The following is a 17,231-nucleotide window of genomic DNA, read 5'->3' on the forward strand; positions in this document are numbered from 1 at the left end:
TATAGGCGTTATAATAGCCCCAGTTTTTCTGTTTACTTTTCATATGAAAGCCATTCCTTATATCCTTTCAGCCTTACTGCTTTTACTTGCTTGGCTTTTGCCGATTCATAAAATGCCATGGACGACATTTGGTAGTGAAGCACTGACTTTTCTCTCAGCATTGGCTTTGTTAAGTGCTTTTTATCATCAAGATTTAAAAATACCCAGACCTCAATTACTTATATTGCCTGTACTCACAATTCCTCTGATTCAATGGGGTTTTGGAGAGATTCTATACCTGAGTAATGCACTACTCTGTACAGCCTATATTGCCATGTTTTGGTTGATGGTGGTGGTGGGTTATAACTTAGCAACTGGCGAAAAAGGTCAAAGAGAACAGGTATTTAAAATTTTCTGTTTGGTGGTATTTACGGGTGGAATACTTTCGAGCTTTATTGCAATCACGCAATGGTTGGATATCAATGAATATTTTAGACCCTTGGTCAATCTTCTCAATGGTAATCGCCCCTATGCAAACTTTGCTCAACCCAACAATTTAGCGACATTTATTTGTATGGGCGTGTTTGCATGCTTGTACTTTTATGAAAAGAAAATCTTACCCAATTATCTGCTTGTACCTACTGCATTTATCTTTTTATTGACCATTGCATTAACCCAATCCCGTACTGCATGGGTAGTCTGTTTATTTACACTGATTTATTTAACAATAAAGCAATTTGGTCAAACCAAACGCTTTGGTTTTGCAAAACTGCTGCTATGGAGCGGTGTATTCGTTGTTCTTATCACTAGTTTACCACTGATTAATCAATGGCTTGCTGCGGTATCAACACAAGACATTGCACAAGCGTCTTCAGTAGTAGAGCGGGCAAGTTCGGGCTATCTGCGATTGGATATGTGGAACCAAGCTTTGATTGCGATTTCAGAAAAGCCGTGGTTGGGTTATGGTTGGAATCAGACAGGAATGGCACAAATCGCTGCTTTTGATGTATATCCATCGCACGAATGGTATAAAACAGCACATAACGTGATTTTAGATTTATTGATCTGGAATGGTATTCCGCTGGGTGGGTTGATCATTCTCTATGTCGTTTTTTGGTTATATTGGTTGAATAAAGGGATTAAAGAACCTGTTTCAATTGCAGCCAGTTTGATGGTCTGTGCGATTCTGATTCATGCATTATTAGAATATCCGATTCACTATGCTTATTTTTTACTGCCTTTGGGTTTTCTATTGGGGCTGATTCAAGCGCAATACCCTCGACTACCAACAGTGAAGCTGAAATCGTCGATCATTGTGAGTATTATTGTGATCGGTCTGGTATTGGTCGGTGTGATTTATCGAGACTATATTTTATACCGTCAACAAAGTGTTTTTGTAACGAAAAAGACACCTTTAAGTGCTTCACAACAAGCAGTGATGAATCAAGATATTTGGTTGCTGACGCAGTTTAAAGAGCGTGTATGGTGGATTGGTTTAAATCCTTATACAAAAATGACAGATCAACAATTACAGTCTATGGGGCGTATGGTGGCGAATTTAGCGTCTGCATATGATATTCATAAATATGCACAGGTCTTAGCTTTTAATGGTAAAAAGTCTGAAGCTGAGCATCAATTATGGATTTTAAAGACTTTGCATGGACAAGATAAAAGCTATCAGGAATTATTGCCTGTGTCTATTGTAGGGAAATAAAATTCTTTTTTACTTTTTGCATTGTTGAATCATAGATGGTTATCCTATCGCGGGGCGACATGGATGTCGCCGTTGGGCAGGGGTATATGAGCAAAAACAAAGCACTGCTTTGTTTGCAGCGCAAGAACCCTGTTAAACGAAAGATTTTTGTCATCTTTTCATCTCTGAAAAGTGAGGCATCGCCTACGCAAAGATATTTAAACTTTGAATGTAAGGTATGGCAGTGAAAGCTTTAAATGTTCAATCATGCTTAATGACCAAAACAAGTATTTGATTCAGATCATTAATCCAAAATGAAGCTTATATTTCGGTGTATGTGCTTTTTGATAAGTTGACTATCGTATTTTGTATTTGAAATAAAAAATCCCCAAGTTAATTGGGGGTTTTTTACAGACTCAAACTTACATTTGGCTTTGAATATAATTCTCGATGCCCACACTTTCAGTAAGATCTAACTGAGTAGTGGTCCAATCCCAATACTCTTCTTCTTTTTCTAGAATTTCTTGAACCAAATCACGTGTCACATAGTCTAAATGTGTTTCTGCCAATGCAACGGCAGTTTTTAATGCTTCAATATTTTCTTTTACTTTGCGAACGTCACAATTCAAAACTTCAACAGTATGTTGACCGATATACAGTTTTCCTAAATGTTGAAGGTTTGGTAAGCCTTCTAAAAAAAGAATACGCTCAATAATTTTATCGGCATGCTTCATCTGACGAATAGACTCTTTATATTCAGCTGAGCCCAGTTGTTCAATTCCCCAATCATTAAACATACGAGAATGTAAAAAATATTGGTTAATTGCAGTCAGGTGGTGAAAAAGCACTTGGTTGAGTTGGTTGATAACGTCACGATTGCCTTTCATGGTCAAAGCTCCATTCTAAATTTCTGCCTTAAATCCTATCCAAAATGTTTCACTCAAAAGGATGTCATTGAAATATAGTAATTAAGGCAATCTGATATCAGTCTATATTAATCAACTTTTGAGATGCTGACGAGTTATTTATAGAACGGCAAATGAAAATCGCAATCAAAAACAATAGGGATGTCGTTTTATGATGAGCAACGATCTTAAAAAATGAACCCGCTTTGAGTCGAAGCGGGGGAGGAGAATGATCCGAAGATCATTAGAAAACTTATTTATTATCGTTATAGGGAAATTCTTGGTATCGCTTTGCTAAGCTGCTACAGAAATACGTGCAGCAATTAGTGAGAGTTCTTCATTGATAATGCTTTTTGCTTCAGGTGCGCAACGACCACAGCAGGTACCCAAATCTAATAATTCACGCACTTCACGATAGCTTTCCGCACCATTAGCCATAGCGTCTTTAATATCTTGATCTGTAATACCACGACATAAGCATACGTACATGAAAACTCAACCTAGCGGTTAAATGCGATAACTAATATTATTGATAATTATTATCACTTGTCAATAGTGTTTATTTAAAATACGACTGATCATGATTGGCTTTTTGAATAAAAAAATACCACCTGATCGGTAGTATTTTTTGTATATTTTTAATACATTTTAAATCAATTGCTTAGCTAAAAACGCTTTTTTCGCAATTATTGCGGGATAATCACCACACCATCCATTTCAACCAATGCACCTTTCGGCAATGCAGCAACACCTAGCGCAGCGCGTGCTGGATAAGGTTGAGCAAAATACTCTCCCATGATTTGGTTGACCAACTGGAAATTTGATAAATCTGTCAGGAAAATATTGAGTTTTGCGATATCAGCCAAGGAGCCACCTGCCGCTTCGCAAACCGCTTTTAAATTGTCAAAAACACGTCGAATTTGGGCTTCAATGCCATCAACCAATTCCATGCTGTATGGATCTAAGCCAATTTGCCCTGAAAGATACAAAGTATTGTCTACGAGGATCGCTTGTGAGTAAGTTCCAATCGCAGCAGGGGCATTTTCAGTATGAATCACTTGGCGGGACATTGATTTCTCCTTGATTTTTAAATCATTTCATCATGACACATAAACGAGACACCATTCATCGATGAATGACGATAAATAACATACAGCTTAATTTAGCATGCTTTTGCTTTCAGTGTTTCATTCATTGCAATGGGCATTGCCAATCGACTGATACGAGGGAAGCCAAACTGCATACGGAGCTCACGAATGATTTGTGCAATTTGTTTGCGATTATTCACCACGATATTCACATAAGTTTTATCTTCGTGTGTACGCACTGATTCGACGCCCGTTTTTGCTTTACGGCAGAGATAAATTAATTCCGAAATTTGCTCATCAGTGAGCACCAAGTCAATACTTAAGTAAGCATTGAAGTTTACATCGTCTTCTTGTTCAGAAGTCCAATGGAGCAACATGATATTTTCAGGATGTAAATGTTGTTCATGCAACAGGTTATGACAGCGCTCACGATGAACAATTAAACCACGACGTGATAAATGCCCTTGAATTGGATCGCCTAATACAGGGTTGCAACAATGTGCATATTTAACATCTACGCCATCTGTCCCTTGGATTAAGCGATTTGAAGCATGTTCTTCGGTATTTTGCGATTGAGCATATAAATGATTGGCAACCAATTGAGGAAGCAAATCACCTACAGCAATTTGTTCAAATAAGGTGTCTTTATCTTGAATATGGCGCCATTCCAACAGATCAGCCCAATCTGCTTCTGATAAATCTTTGATTGAACGATTGAACAATTTTAAAGCACGGTTTAATGCTTGTTGTCCTACCAATCGTTGTTCATCAGGATCTTGATCTCGCAAAATATTTTGGATCGCACGTCGTGCTTTTTGGGTATTAATAAAGCTTAACCAATCTGGGTTTGGCGTTGCCAATACATCTGTGATGATTTCAATCACTTGACCACTGACCAGTGGTGTTGAAAGTGGCTTAATTTCCCCATTGATTTTGGCACCCACAGCATGGTTACCTAAAAACAAACTTGCTGAATAGGCAAAATCAACAGCAGTCGCGCCTTGCGGTAATTCGTGCAATTGACCATGTGGGGTATAAACCCAAATTTTTTCTTGATGTAAATAATCCAATAAGTCGCTAAATGTAGTTTTAGCACATTCATTACCCACCAAGAGATCTAGATTCTTCATGGATGCTTGAATTGCTGAACGGCAAGCTTGCGGTGCATTTTCTCCTAGGACCACACCAAATCGTGCTGCTTTACGCATCAATTCAGTTTGAATGGTCAGTGACAGTGTAGTGCGTTCACCTTTGAGCTTGATCATTAACGATTGATTACCACCGGGGAGTGGGCGACGAATATGATCTTCATAGTCTAAAACTTGGAAGTTTTCCCGTAATGCATCGACCAGACGGTCACAGTCGGCAATGCTTTGTAAAATAATTTCAAAAGCATGGCTATGGGTGAGTTCTTGCAAATCAATTTCATTTTTAACAAAATGGCGCAATAATTCGATATTGTTATTCTTCTTTTTAATACGCCCTTGAATATTATAATTATTCAGCAATTCAGCTAAATTTTGTTCCCAAACAGATTGATATTTACATCGTTCTGGTTTGGTTTTGAGTAGATTCTCTTGGACGTCATTGTACATATCAAGATCAAGATTTTGATAGCACAGATGCTCTAAGTTATCTGCCATTTCATTCATACCCACAAGACGTGCCATAGGTACAAAAATATCAAAGGTTTCTTGAGCAATGCGTGCACGTTTATCTGGGCGTAAAGCGCCGAGCGTGGTCATGTTGTGATAGCGATCTGCAAGCTTGATGATAATTACACGAGGGTCTTGCAAGGTGGCTTGGAGAATTTTACGGAAAGATGCGGCTTTATTATATTCTTTGTCACTGGAATGGCTGAGTTTGGTGACACCATCAACCAATTCTGCAACAGTCTTGCCAAATTTTTCGGTAATGTCTTCTTTGGTAAAATCAGTATCTTCAATGACATCATGCAGCAAAGCTGCCATTAATGTTTCAGCATCCATACGCATATGCGCCAAAATACAGCTCACAGCAATCGGATGTAGGATATAGGGTTCACCACTTTTACGTGTAATACCATCATGCGCAATATCAGCATAATCACAAGCCGTAAGAACCCGCTCGACATCGCTTGGTTTTAAGTAAGCGTCGATAATTACGTTAAGCTGTTGCTTGGCTTGGCTGACCTCTTGGCCTGGCATAAAAACACCTATCCTAAATTACAAATTTGAAATCTTTTCCTAATGCTTAATGAAAAGCATATTGAGCGACTTGTCAATTTCTAGATCGAAAAAATATTTATTTTTTTAACAAATATTTTGAAATTTGTCGATCAATAGGCGATTTTTGTTGAGAAGCGACTGCAATAAAAAAGCCTAGTTGAAAAACTAGGCTTTTAGAAAAAGCTGATCTTATTGGAAAGAAAAGCCTTCAAGATTAAGATTGTTTGCAGATAAAGCAAGGTCAAGACTTGATGTTTGATAATCTTGATCACGTTGTTTCAAAATATCTTTAGTCACATGACCAATCGCAATCTCACGTAATGCAACAACAGTCGGCTTGTCATTGTCCCACTCAACAGTAGGCTCAATACCTTGACGTGCCAATTGACGCGCGCGTTTGCTTGCCACTAGTACAAGCTCAAAGCGGTTGTCTACATGGTCTAAACAATCTTCAACGGTTACGCGTGCCATAGGAATTCTCGTTTGGATACAAAATTTTTAAATAGACTACGCAGTATAAAATGCTTTCATCACATACTCAAGTTTTAATCGAAGCTTATTGAATAAACTTCAACTCAAAAAATTAACTTTGTGGGGTAATGAGCTTTGTAATCAAAGCTTGATGGCGGTTCGCTTGCTGCTCTATTTTTAAGCGATTGGCGTTGATCACAGACTCTAAGTCATGCAAAGCTTTATTGAAATCATCATTGATAATAATGTATTCAAAATTAACATATTGTTGCATGTCTTCAACAGCACAGCTGAGACGGTGCTCAATTACTTCTACAGAGTCAGTTCCTCGATTTGAAAGACGTTGACGTAAATCAAACTGAGTTGGTGGGAGGATAAAGATTTGTTTAGATTCAGGAAAAAGTTTACGAACTTGTTCAGCACCTTGCCAGTCAATCTCTAAAAGCACATCATGACCTTTAGCCAATTGTTCTTTTACTGTTGCCTGTGCAGTACCATAGTAATTGCCAAATACTTCTGCATATTCGATAAAACCACCTTGATTGACTTGTTCAAGAAAGCTTTCTTTAGATGTGAAATGATAATGAACACCGTCGAGTTCGCCAGGTCGTTGACCACGAGTCGTATGAGAAACAGAAACATGTAAATTGCTTACACGTTCAAGTAGCGCCTTCACGAGAGATGTTTTGCCTGTTCCTGAAGCCGCAGAAACGACAAACAATAGACCCGACATGATATTTTTCCTGATATGATAAAATATCTTCTCTATTTTAGAGTAGAGCGCAGACAAACAAAATAGTTTTTACACATTGTTTGTGTTTAATCGCTAAAATATATCCAACCATTGAAGTGAGCAACGAGGATTTTATGGAAATTGTATTGGCTAATCCACGTGGATTTTGTGCAGGTGTAGATCGTGCAATTGCCATTGTCAATCGTGCACTTGAATGTTTTAACCCACCAATCTATGTTCGTCATGAAGTGGTACATAACAAATTTGTGGTGGATGATCTTCGTCAACGTGGTGCAATTTTTGTTGATGAGTTGGATGAAGTTCCAGATGATAATATTGTTATTTTTAGTGCACATGGTGTATCCAAAGCCGTACAACAAGAAGCTGAACGTCGTGGATTAAAAGTTTTTGATGCAACTTGCCCGTTGGTCACTAAAGTCCATATCGAAGTCACCAAATATGCTCGTGAGGGCACAGAAGCAATTCTCATTGGTCATGAAGGTCACCCTGAAGTTGAAGGGACGATGGGACAGTATGATAAAAAAAATGGTGGTGAAATTTATCTGGTTGAAGATGAAGAAGACGTTGCATCATTAAGCGTTAAACATCCTGAAAAAGTCGCATTTGTTACTCAAACTACGTTATCTATTGATGATACAGCCAAAGTCATTGATGCCTTACGTCATAAATTTCCGCATATCCAAGGCCCTCGAAAAGATGATATTTGTTATGCCACTCAAAACCGTCAAGATGCTGTACGAGATTTAGCAACCCAGTGTGATGTAGTGTTGGTGGTAGGCTCTCCAAACTCCTCCAATTCAAATCGTTTACGTGAGTTGGCGGAGCGAATGGGGAAACATGCTTATTTGGTGGATAATGCAGATGAGTTGCAACAAGCATGGTTTAGCCCTGAGCATAAAATTGGGGTGACTGCTGGAGCTTCTGCACCAGAGATTTTGATTAAGCAAGTCATCCAACGTTTGCAGGACTGGGGTGCAACAGCACCACAAGAACTCAATGGTCGTGAGGAAAATATCACATTTAGCTTACCAAAAGAGCTACGGATTCATGTAACTCAAGCGTAAATGCTATCGCTTTGAGTTATTCTGTCCAGCTAAAGGTATAGAACTCTAAGTCATTCTATAGATTGGAGTTAAATTGAAAGTATACTTTTCAATTTAACATATCATATGCTGATAACCGATCGGCTAAATGTTGTAGGCGTCTGGTAATATTTAATATGAGTTCGCCTATTTCATTTGCTCCAACATTTAAAGATATAGTCAATCTGTTGAAAAACGCATACATGAAAATATAATTTAAATTAATCAATGTGATGAATATATTGTTGCATGAACTAAAGTTTTCATTGCCACACTTTACATCTAAAGTTTAAATAGACTTGCATAGGCGATGTCTCACTTTGCTCATCCATTTTTTATTTAACATTATTCTTGCGCTGAAAATAACACAATACTTTGTTTTTACTGATATATTTTTGCTCAATATGATGATATCCATGTCACCCCATAATACAAAGACTATCTGTGAGTGAGAAGTAAAAATAAATGAATCGGCAAATCTTCTATCAATTTGTATAAACGCATTCAGTTCATTAGATGGGCATTTTCTACTTCATTAGGCCACTGAGTTTTACAGGTTAATTATCAGTTAAACAAGCAAGCTTTTTAAATTCAAAAAAATGGAAAATAAGTCTATATAGTCGCGAGTTTGAAAAATATTTTGACAATTTTATAGCTTTTTAATACTGCTGTTTGTATGCACACAAAATGCCTAAGAATATGCCAAAATTTTCAATAAAAATAAAAAATAAGTGTTAATTTTCAAATAGATATATTAATTCGATCATCTGGTTTTTAATACCTTTTATCCAACTTGTATTGGTTTTGTAAGTGTTTTGGCTATGATTTTTAATCAAGTAAGGTTTTGCTTATGTTGGTGAACTAATGCGAAAGAACAGGGGATTTACCTTGATTGAGCTGATCGTGACGATTGCTGTTTTAGCGATTATTGCGACGATTACTGCACCTTCCTTTATGCAGATGATTCGAAGCAATCAGCTCACCAAGGATACCCGTAATTTTATAGATTTATTGGCTGAAACAAGATCGGAAGCCATCTTTAAACAAGCGGAGAAGGTCTTAACATTAGATGCCAATGCCGCAGTCTTTTATAAAAAATGGTCACCGACCTATGTTGAAAAGTCTAGTGGAGATTCTAGTGTTACTTTTAATCGTTTAGGTCAATCGACGATTACAACAAACGGTCAGTGTTTTATCTTTCAACATAGAAATAACACCTCACTAAAATCCTACGTATATGTAGAAAGAGCTGGCGCTGTATTTTATAAAAAAACAGCAACAAGTTGTCCAACTTCTTAATAGGGAGGAAAGCATAATGAAAATTCAAAAAGGAGCTGGACTCGTTGAAGTTGTGGTGGCTTTGATACTATTGAGTATTGCAGTTTTGGGGTTTGTGGCATTACAGGTGAGAGCTGTCGCAGCCAGTAATGAGGCTTCTAATCATGTTCAGGCAACCAATATCGCACATGATTTGGCAGAACGAATGCGTATGAATCGGGAAGGTTTGTCTGAATATAAAGATGTTACTTCTCCACCAACTCAATGTGCAACTACGTTTTGTAGTGTGGATGCAATGGCACAATATGATTATGCGCAGGTAAAAGCTCGTGCCAATAGCATGGGGATGAGTATCAATGTATTAGATTGTCAAGGTACTACACTCGTGCGTAAATGTATTTACGTTGCATGGGAACGTACAACTGCAACTGATGGCACAAACCCAACAGATTGCACCAATGGTACAGCCTATATACCCAATGCCAAATGTATCATCATGGAGGTATATAACTATGGCTGATCGCCGTTATACCTCAGGTTTTACCCTCCTTGAACTCATGATAGCTCTAAGTTTGGGATTGCTTATTGTTGCTGCTGGATTTGCTGTATTTCTAAGCAGTCAACGTTCATTGGGTCTACAATTTGGCATGGGGGAGTTGCAGCAAAATGCTAATTTTGGTCTGTCTTTAGTGACCTATGATTTACGGCAGACCAATCTAAATACAGATTCTTCGCAGAAAGTGAATAATTTGGTCAAAGGCTCTGGCATTATTTTTAAAAAAGAAAATCTACCCGCATCTTCACAATCAGTCAGTGCTCTAGAAACAGATTTGGTCACATTGGAATCAAAGGATAATGACAATACCACAGGCAAAAGTGATCGTTTAACGATCCAGTATACCCCTGAAGAAAGCCGTATTATCAATTGTGAAGGCGCAGAAGTGACCAATGCCTCGGATAAGGTGGTTGTACAACGATATTATTTAGCGCAAAGTCCACAACAAACTGCAGGTGAACCCATAGCATATTCACTCTATTGCGATGCTGGTGAGTATCCAAAAAGTGGTGCAACTGTAGTTACAGGTCTAAATACTCAGGCACAGCAGATCATGCAACGGGTAGATGCTTTTAAAGTTCGTCTAGGGGTTAAAAAGTTGGATGATCCAACAAATTCTAATCCTAAACTCCGTTATAAATTTCGTTATATGACAATCAATGAATATCTTGCTGCAATGGATGTTATTCGTTCAGCTTGTACGGCACCTAACGGCTGTTCCGAAATGTATTTACAAGTCATTTCGATTGATGTGGGAATCTTGTCACGTTCAACAACGGGTATTGGGGCTGAAGCGAGCCTAAATACTCAAACAACCTTCAAACTTGCAGGTACGGATGTCACTTTGTCTGGAGATGCAACATTAAATAAAAAATATTTAAGGCAGGCTGTAAATCAGGTCGTCGCCATTCGCAATACATTGGGAGCATCATGATGAAAAGTCAACGAGGTGCGACACTGATTACGGTTTTAATTATTTTGGTGATTATCACGATACTGGGAACGATTGCCATAAAGTCAGGTATTTTAGGTTTGAAAATTGCAACCAATAGCCAAGTAAATTCATTATTACTTAAGAACTCTGATGCAGCGTTATTCAATATTGAAAACCCAAAAGACGTTGCAAGGCAATTGGCACTGGATGGTATGTTTGCGTATTTCAATGCCGTGGAAAATGCCGATGATGAACTTACCTTTTGCTATCGTGCATCGGAAAACGTTTTTTTTGCACTGCCTAAAGCCAGTGCTATTACGGATGGTGGTACCAAAACTACCAAAATTGGTGTTGATGGTTTTTGTAAGGCAAATCAGTTTGCAACAGGTCGTTCCGCTGTACTGTCACAGGTGTACTTAACCAAGAGTAAGGTTCCGTCGGTACCTTTTGGCTCTGTACCAAAAGGCACCAGTCTAGGACAAAGCAATATTCCAATGACTACAAATAATATTGGAGCAACAGTGATCTCTGTTTTACCGAGTTTTTCTGGTGCTTCAAGTTCAGCGATTGAAAGTTGCTTTAAACGTCCATCGATTAAACCTGCGACAGGCACTACCGTACACGAATGTTTTGAAGCTTTAGATGTGCCCTATAACATGCAACATGCAGACTATGTGGTGGGCGGGCAACCGAAATTAGTGCCTTAAGAATGGATAAATAGAAAAGTAAATCAGAGATATATCGTTGCAATAGTGCCTCTCTATTGGATACGCAGAATTTGGAAACATAAAACGCACAGCAATGAATTCAAACTTAACAATATTTGAGCTTTTTAATGCCTACAAAAAAAGGGGAGGCAGTAAATGAAAAATTTTGACCGAAAAAAATTATTTTCAACAACGGTGTCCATGATGATGACATGGACGATTTGTCAAAGTGTATCTGTAAATGCCAGTGATATTGATATTTACAGTAATGCTACTGGGGGTAAGACCACCATTACCATGATGTTGGATACTTCAGGAAGTATGAGTGTTGAACAGGTCAGGCAGAGTGCTTGTGATTTACCAGATGGGGCCGTTTATAATTCTTGGTTCAGTGAAATGTCAAATACAACACCTTCATACCCAAGAAGATACTGCACGATCCAAGGGAACCCGACTGCACGATATTATGATCGTTTAACACGATTAAAAGATGCGCTATTTACCTTGATGGACAGTAACCAAATTGACTCAAACAACGTGGCGATCGGAATAGGTCAGTTCTCATCACAAAGCGAGAGTAACAATGTCTATACCGCTGCTGACGGTTTCAGTGGAAAAATTGTAGTTCCCGCAGCACCATTAACGCCTGCACAACGTTTAGCGATTAAAACGGCGGTTGCAAATTTTCAAGGCTGGAATGGCACACCTACCGCCAGTGCCTATGCCGAAGTGGCGGCGTATATGTTAGGAGAAACTACAGCAACGGGTAGTCTAAACTATCCAGGATATTTTATAGCAAATAGTACTGATGGTCGGTATTTAATATGTGGGGCATGGACGGGAACCAACTGCGCCAATTGGTATGGATGGTATTTCAGCCCAGGATGGGTTCCAAATGGATATACACCTGGCGCTACAGTTAATTTATTTGGGTATAGTGGGCGCTTATTTCTGGCGGAGAAAGGGGATCGAGGATTTCATAAATCGGTAACATCCTCTAAAAGTGGTGGCAGGTATATCAGCCCTTTGTCAACAAACAATACACAATGCGATGGTCGCGGAATTTACTTTTTTACCGACGGTGAACCGAATAGTTCGTATGATCCTGTATCAGTGATGCAACGTGCTTTAGGTTCAGCAGGCGCATCTTTTAGTGTTCCTGCAACAGGAACCTTACCAGACGGCACTCAAGCAGGTCATGCGATGCCTGCGGTGGGTGAGTTTGCCAAAGCCTTACGTAATCAAAAAGCGTCACCAAGTGCACCAGATCGTAACCCTTTAGGGCTTGAAATTAAAACCGCCGTGGTTGGATTTGGTTCAGTATTTGATGTAAATCGAGCCGCGGATGCAGCAAAACCAGAAAATCAGCGGATTATACGCTCCCTAGATTATATTAACAGTAAGGGAGAGCGAACCAATCAGCAACGGGATTATTACAATTGTGCCTTAATTCAAAATGTTGATGCGCGTAATGCATGTAATTGGGGTGAAAAATCACATCCTGATTTACCTGGTGTTGGTGGTTATGGGGAAGGTGGGTTTTATTCTGCTCAATCGACTGCAGATGTCATCGAAAGTGTGATGAAGTTTTTGGATGAAGTAAAACCCGATTTTGATCCAGTTGCGACAGGTTCACCATCTTTGCCAAAAGATGCTTTAAATCCTTTACGTATCCAACCATTTGGTTATTATGCTGCATTTATCCCCAAACCACAGGAATCCACTCAATTGTGGTTGGGAAATATCAATAAATATCATATTTATAATGGTGAGTTATATAATTTTGATAAAACCAAAAAGTTAATTTTGGCGAATGGTTCGTTAAATAAAGATGCAGATGGTCTATGGACGAATGGTATGAAAGGACAACTGCCATTAGGTTTAGGCACTTCAGCCACGAATCAACCCATTATGAATCGTACAATTTTTACCAATCGTAAAATTAGCACTGCTGCGCCTTATACTGCAAGTGATTCTAATACCTTAAAAAAAGTGAATGTGGAAACCTTATTTGGTACAGGTGCAACAGGATTATTTGCCAATGATCCTGACAAAAATTATTGGTTGAATGTGCTGGGCTACAATATTAGTGAATCTGCAACAGGTGTTACCTTAGCGAATCTGCCCACCCAACCTGAATTACGTCAAGTGGGGGCGATAATGCATTCAAAACCTGTTTTACTCACCCAAAAAGGGAAAGTGACATACACTTCTGGCAGTATCGACACATCAAATCGTGATGACTATCTACTGTTTGGTAGTTCACAAGGGTTGTTACATGTTGTGGATGCGCAAACGGGGATCGAGAAATTTGCTTTCGCGCCGAATGAAATGATGCAAAATCAAAAGACTGCTTTTTTATCTGAAACAAGCAGTACGGGTGGAAAAAATAATTTGTTTTATGGTGTCGATGCACCGTGGACAGCACATACTCAATACGTTGCTAAAGCTGATGGAACATTAACGGTCAATAAATCGGACCGTACCAGTGATGGAAGTTCTGACCAAAACCTTGCACTTAAAGGTTTGCAGTGGGTGTTTGGCGGGCTACGGATGGGCGGTAAAAGCTATTATGCTTTAGATTTGTCTGATTTAGAGCAGCCTAGTCTTAAATTTCATATTGATCCAGAGAATGCAAAAATTTATAAATCTGGTTCCTCCACGCCAGTCAGTGTTCCTGCATTAAGCTATATGGGGCAAAGTTGGTCTAAGCCAACACTGGCTTATGTGAATTTTGGTGGAGTTAAAAAATTAGTCATGTTTGTGGGAGGTGGCTACGATACTGGTTATGAAAGTGAAAATTATGTGCAAAACAATACTGTAGGTGGTGGTGCTGGTGTATATATGTTTGACGCCAATACCGGGGATTTACTGTGGTGGACGAGTGCCAATTCAACTGAGGCAAGGGGTGCTGAAGCTTATACAAATACCAGCACCAACTCGATCAATATGAAATACAGTGTGGTCAGCCAAATCAATGCGATTGACCGTGATAGCGATGGTTTGGTGGATCATCTTTATTTTGGTGATTTACGGGGGCAGACCTTTCGTGTTGATCTCAATAATCTCGCAACCACCAAAGCTGATTTTGTAACCCGTGTTGTCCGCTTGTTTTATCATTCAGACCTAGTCAATCCAGTACCGCGTTTCTATGAGATGCCAAGTTTTTCAGTGCATGATGATGGAAATAATCGTCTGATTGGAGCTGTGGCTTTTAGTTCTGGAAATCGTAGTTCACCTTTATCAGGTAATAAGGTAGCAATATTTGATGGTATATATGTGGTTTATGATAAAGATGTCACCAACAGTAACTTATATCAGTCAAATTATTCATTAACGACAGAACATGTCGGCTTAGCAAGTCTAAATGGCAATATGGCGACAGGTATTGCGATAGCGAATAACAGTGGCTGGAAATATACCTTTTCTAATATTTCTGGCGCCTATAAGGGAATGAACGAACTCTATGCTATAGACGATATGCTCTATGTTAATGTATTCCACCGTGATGGTGCTGGTATTGGTGGTTCATGTGGTGCGGGGGTAAAAGGTGATTCATATATCTACCAATTCTGTTTACCTACAGGAAAATGTCCATTTCCTACAACAAATGTGAATACGCCAAATAGAATCAAAATTGGCGCCGGAATATTAGGCGGTGGAATTGGGCAGGCTTTTGATAATAATGCAACCAATATTGGTTTGGTTGTTCCTCGAGCACCTACCCATGGTTGTGCAGCAACCTCGAATGCCCCTGAATGTCAGAAGTTTAATGTTGTTCCAAAAAGCCAGCAATTGCGCTGGTATGAAATGAGATAGGTGAAATCATGAAGAATCGATATGGTTTTACACTGATTGAACTTGTCATCGTGGTGGTGGTTGTGGCGATTATCGCTGCAATTGCGATTCCGAATTATGCGCAATTTATAGAACGTAAGGATGAGGCTATTGCAAAACAGGAGGCACAAAAGGTTGCAGCAGAATTAGAACGTTTTAAATCAAAAAATTTTAGCTATAAGGGCTTCGATGCAAGTTATCTTTATCGTTTTACTGATACCGATGCGCATGGTAATTCAGTCATAAGTAGTCATTATAATCCTTCAACAGGGCAGCTTTTATTACCAATAGGTGTTGATACCAATAATGCTAAATATAAATTGACTCTGGTTGATGGCACTACACATCAACCTTTGACAATTAAGAAAGGTGCAAATGGTACTGAAACTCCTGACTCTACAAGCGTAAAAGGATTGAGTTGGGCAATTGCCGTTGAACGTGTCAAAGGAAACAGTGGAGAACCGTGATGTGTGCTGAGAAAACAGGAGGTTTTAACTTGGTAAACTATAGACACTCATCAGGAGTTTACCATGAGCAAGAAACAGAAGACTTACACCGCAGAATTTAAAGTTGAAGCAATAAAATTGATTGAAGCCAATCAAGGCAATGTATCGGAAACAGCCAGACAACTTGGCATTTCAATGCAAACTCTTTCAAATTGGAATAATAAAGCAAAGACTGGCACCTTAGCAGGCACTAAACAATATTCACCTGATCTAAATGCCTTACTCGAAGAAAATAAAAAGCTCAAACAACAGCTCAAAACAGCTGAAATGGAACGTGAATTTCTAAAAAAGGCAGCAGCGTACTTTGCGAAAGAAAGTCAGTAAGGTACGCCTATATGAAACAGCAAAGATATTTATTCCCGATTAGCTTTATGGCTAGATTACTTCACGTTTCAGTGTCACGATTTTATGATTGGCTAAAACGAGGCATGAATAAAAGATTGGTTCAGCGAAATCAACAGACAATTTTGGTCAAAATAGCTCATGAGGAAACTAAACAAAGCTATGGCTATATTCGATTAACTAAGCATTTACAAGCGCAAGGTATCAAAATCAGTACGTATGCTGTACGTCAAATAAAAAAGCTCAACCAGCTGTATTGTAAGCGTCATAAGCGTTTCAAAAGAACTACGAAGAGTGATCATAATCGAGCGATCTACGCAAATTTACTAGAGCAACAGTTTTCAATGACTAAGCCCAATCTTGCATGGTCAAGCGATATTACATACATTTGGACTGCTGAAGGTTGGTTATACTTGGCAGCAGTAAAAGACCTGTACACGAAACAAGTGGTTGGCTATAGCTTAAATGAGCGTATGACCGCACAACTTGTTTGCAATGCACTGACTATGGCGATTCGTAATCAAAAACCAACGAAAGGCTTAATTATTCATTCGGACAGAGGCAGCCAATATTGCAGCCATGAATATCGAAAGATACTGGAAAAATGTGATTTTCAAGGTTCAATGAGCAAACGTGGGGACTGTTACGATAATGCACCGATTGAAAGTTTCTGGGGCATACTCAAGAATGAATTAGTGCATCATTGCAACTATAAAACCAGAGATGAAGCTAAAGCAGATATTACAGAATACATTGTGTTATTTTATAATCAGCGAAGAATTCAAAAGAGTTTGGATTTTAAAACGCCAAATCAAATAGCAGAGAACTTTTATCGGTTAGCTGCCTAGCATATCCCAAGTGAAAGTCTCCTGCTAATTCAGCACATATCAAG

The 17,231-nt window shown here is 38.8% G+C and carries 15 protein-coding genes; 9 read left to right on the top strand and 6 right to left on the bottom strand.

Annotated elements, in window-relative coordinates; all coding sequences use genetic code 11:
- The first annotated feature begins 43 nt into the window (after window positions 1–43).
- Window positions 44–1,693, top strand: a complete 1,650-nt coding sequence (locus tag ACINWC743_RS03690) for a PglL family O-oligosaccharyltransferase (RefSeq protein WP_009584376.1) — start codon at window positions 44–46, stop codon at window positions 1,691–1,693.
- 401 nt (window positions 1,694–2,094) lie between these two features.
- On the opposite strand, the gene bfr is transcribed toward ACINWC743_RS03690, so the two are convergent.
- From bfr to gmk, 6 genes are all read right to left on the bottom strand, one after another.
- Window positions 2,095–2,559, bottom strand: a complete 465-nt coding sequence (gene bfr / locus ACINWC743_RS03700; protein ID WP_004826395.1) for a heteropolymeric bacterioferritin subunit Bfr — start codon at window positions 2,557–2,559, stop codon at window positions 2,095–2,097.
- A gap of 312 nt (window positions 2,560–2,871) precedes the next feature.
- Window positions 2,872–3,066, bottom strand: coding sequence for a bacterioferritin-associated ferredoxin (locus tag ACINWC743_RS03705; RefSeq protein ID WP_004718308.1), 195 nt, complete (start codon window positions 3,064–3,066; stop codon window positions 2,872–2,874).
- Between the two features lie 197 nt (window positions 3,067–3,263).
- Complete coding sequence (locus ACINWC743_RS03710; protein ID WP_004826398.1) at window positions 3,264–3,647, bottom strand: RidA family protein; 384 nt, start codon at window positions 3,645–3,647, stop codon at window positions 3,264–3,266.
- A gap of 92 nt (window positions 3,648–3,739) precedes the next feature.
- A complete protein-coding gene (locus ACINWC743_RS03715; protein WP_004826400.1) occupies window positions 3,740–5,851 on the bottom strand; it encodes a RelA/SpoT family protein in 2,112 nt (703 codons plus the stop codon).
- A gap of 210 nt (window positions 5,852–6,061) precedes the next feature.
- On the bottom strand, window positions 6,062–6,343 hold the full coding sequence (gene rpoZ / locus ACINWC743_RS03720; RefSeq protein WP_004718302.1) for a DNA-directed RNA polymerase subunit omega: 282 nt from the start codon (window positions 6,341–6,343) through the stop codon (window positions 6,062–6,064).
- A gap of 112 nt (window positions 6,344–6,455) precedes the next feature.
- A complete protein-coding gene (gene gmk, locus ACINWC743_RS03725) occupies window positions 6,456–7,076 on the bottom strand; it encodes a guanylate kinase (protein WP_009584373.1) in 621 nt (206 codons plus the stop codon).
- A 134-nt stretch (window positions 7,077–7,210) separates the two neighbouring features.
- Between gmk and ispH the strand changes: the two genes are divergently transcribed.
- From ispH to ACINWC743_RS03770, 8 genes are all read left to right on the top strand, one after another.
- A complete protein-coding gene (ispH, locus tag ACINWC743_RS03730; protein WP_005035414.1) occupies window positions 7,211–8,161 on the top strand; it encodes a 4-hydroxy-3-methylbut-2-enyl diphosphate reductase in 951 nt (316 codons plus the stop codon).
- Window positions 8,162–9,043: 882 nt separating this feature from the next.
- Entirely contained in the window at window positions 9,044–9,478 is a 435-nt protein-coding gene (locus ACINWC743_RS03735) for a pilus assembly FimT family protein (protein ID WP_009584409.1), read from the top strand.
- A 13-nt stretch (window positions 9,479–9,491) separates the two neighbouring features.
- Window positions 9,492–9,977 carry a type IV pilus modification protein PilV gene (gene pilV, locus ACINWC743_RS03740; RefSeq protein WP_034708077.1) on the top strand — a complete coding sequence of 162 codons (486 nt, stop codon included), beginning with the start codon at window positions 9,492–9,494 and terminating at the stop codon, window positions 9,975–9,977.
- On the top strand, window positions 9,970–10,947 hold the full coding sequence (locus tag ACINWC743_RS03745) for a PilW family protein (protein WP_009584422.1): 978 nt from the start codon (window positions 9,970–9,972) through the stop codon (window positions 10,945–10,947). The genes pilV and ACINWC743_RS03745 overlap by 8 nt, the downstream gene beginning before the upstream one ends.
- Window positions 10,947–11,654, top strand: a complete 708-nt coding sequence (locus ACINWC743_RS03750) for a hypothetical protein (RefSeq protein WP_035300205.1) — start codon at window positions 10,947–10,949, stop codon at window positions 11,652–11,654. Before ACINWC743_RS03745 ends, ACINWC743_RS03750 begins: the two co-directional genes overlap by 1 nt.
- 156 nt (window positions 11,655–11,810) lie before the next feature.
- A complete protein-coding gene (locus ACINWC743_RS03755; RefSeq protein WP_009584390.1) occupies window positions 11,811–15,473 on the top strand; it encodes a PilC/PilY family type IV pilus protein in 3,663 nt (1,220 codons plus the stop codon).
- Window positions 15,474–15,481: 8 nt separating this feature from the next.
- Entirely contained in the window at window positions 15,482–15,958 is a 477-nt protein-coding gene (locus ACINWC743_RS24730) for a prepilin-type N-terminal cleavage/methylation domain-containing protein (RefSeq protein WP_009584401.1), read from the top strand.
- A gap of 63 nt (window positions 15,959–16,021) precedes the next feature.
- A protein-coding gene (locus ACINWC743_RS03770; protein ID WP_085947548.1) for an IS3-like element ISAba21 family transposase occupies window positions 16,022–17,187 on the top strand; the annotation gives its coding sequence in 2 pieces (ribosomal slippage) (window positions 16,022–16,280 and window positions 16,280–17,187; 1,167 coding nt in all).
- Window positions 17,188–17,231: the final 44 nt, after the last annotated feature.

Origin of the sequence: Acinetobacter sp. WC-743, assembly GCF_000335555.1 — a bacterium.
Classification (GTDB): domain Bacteria; phylum Pseudomonadota; class Gammaproteobacteria; order Pseudomonadales; family Moraxellaceae; genus Acinetobacter; species Acinetobacter bereziniae.

Excerpts from the sequence above, each read along its gene's own strand:
- ACINWC743_RS03710 (WP_004826398.1), bottom strand. The coding sequence starts at position 3,647 with ATGTCCCGCCAAGTGATTCATACTGAAAATGCCCCTGCTGCGATTGGA.
- ACINWC743_RS24730 (WP_009584401.1), top strand. The coding sequence starts at position 15,482 with ATGAAGAATCGATATGGTTTTACACTGATTGAACTTGTCATCGTGGTG.
- ACINWC743_RS03750 (WP_035300205.1), top strand. The coding sequence starts at position 10,947 with ATGAAAAGTCAACGAGGTGCGACACTGATTACGGTTTTAATTATTTTG.
- ispH (WP_005035414.1), top strand. The coding sequence starts at position 7,211 with ATGGAAATTGTATTGGCTAATCCACGTGGATTTTGTGCAGGTGTAGAT.
- ACINWC743_RS03735 (WP_009584409.1), top strand. The coding sequence starts at position 9,044 with ATGCGAAAGAACAGGGGATTTACCTTGATTGAGCTGATCGTGACGATT.
- gmk (WP_009584373.1), bottom strand. The coding sequence starts at position 7,076 with ATGTCGGGTCTATTGTTTGTCGTTTCTGCGGCTTCAGGAACAGGCAAA.
- ACINWC743_RS03705 (WP_004718308.1), bottom strand. The coding sequence starts at position 3,066 with ATGTACGTATGCTTATGTCGTGGTATTACAGATCAAGATATTAAAGAC.
- ACINWC743_RS03690 (WP_009584376.1), top strand. The coding sequence starts at position 44 with ATGAAAGCCATTCCTTATATCCTTTCAGCCTTACTGCTTTTACTTGCT.
- ACINWC743_RS03745 (WP_009584422.1), top strand. The coding sequence starts at position 9,970 with ATGGCTGATCGCCGTTATACCTCAGGTTTTACCCTCCTTGAACTCATG.
- rpoZ (WP_004718302.1), bottom strand. The coding sequence starts at position 6,343 with ATGGCACGCGTAACCGTTGAAGATTGTTTAGACCATGTAGACAACCGC.
- ACINWC743_RS03755 (WP_009584390.1), top strand. The coding sequence starts at position 11,811 with ATGAAAAATTTTGACCGAAAAAAATTATTTTCAACAACGGTGTCCATG.
- ACINWC743_RS03715 (WP_004826400.1), bottom strand. The coding sequence starts at position 5,851 with ATGCCAGGCCAAGAGGTCAGCCAAGCCAAGCAACAGCTTAACGTAATT.
- bfr (WP_004826395.1), bottom strand. The coding sequence starts at position 2,559 with ATGAAAGGCAATCGTGACGTTATCAACCAACTCAACCAAGTGCTTTTT.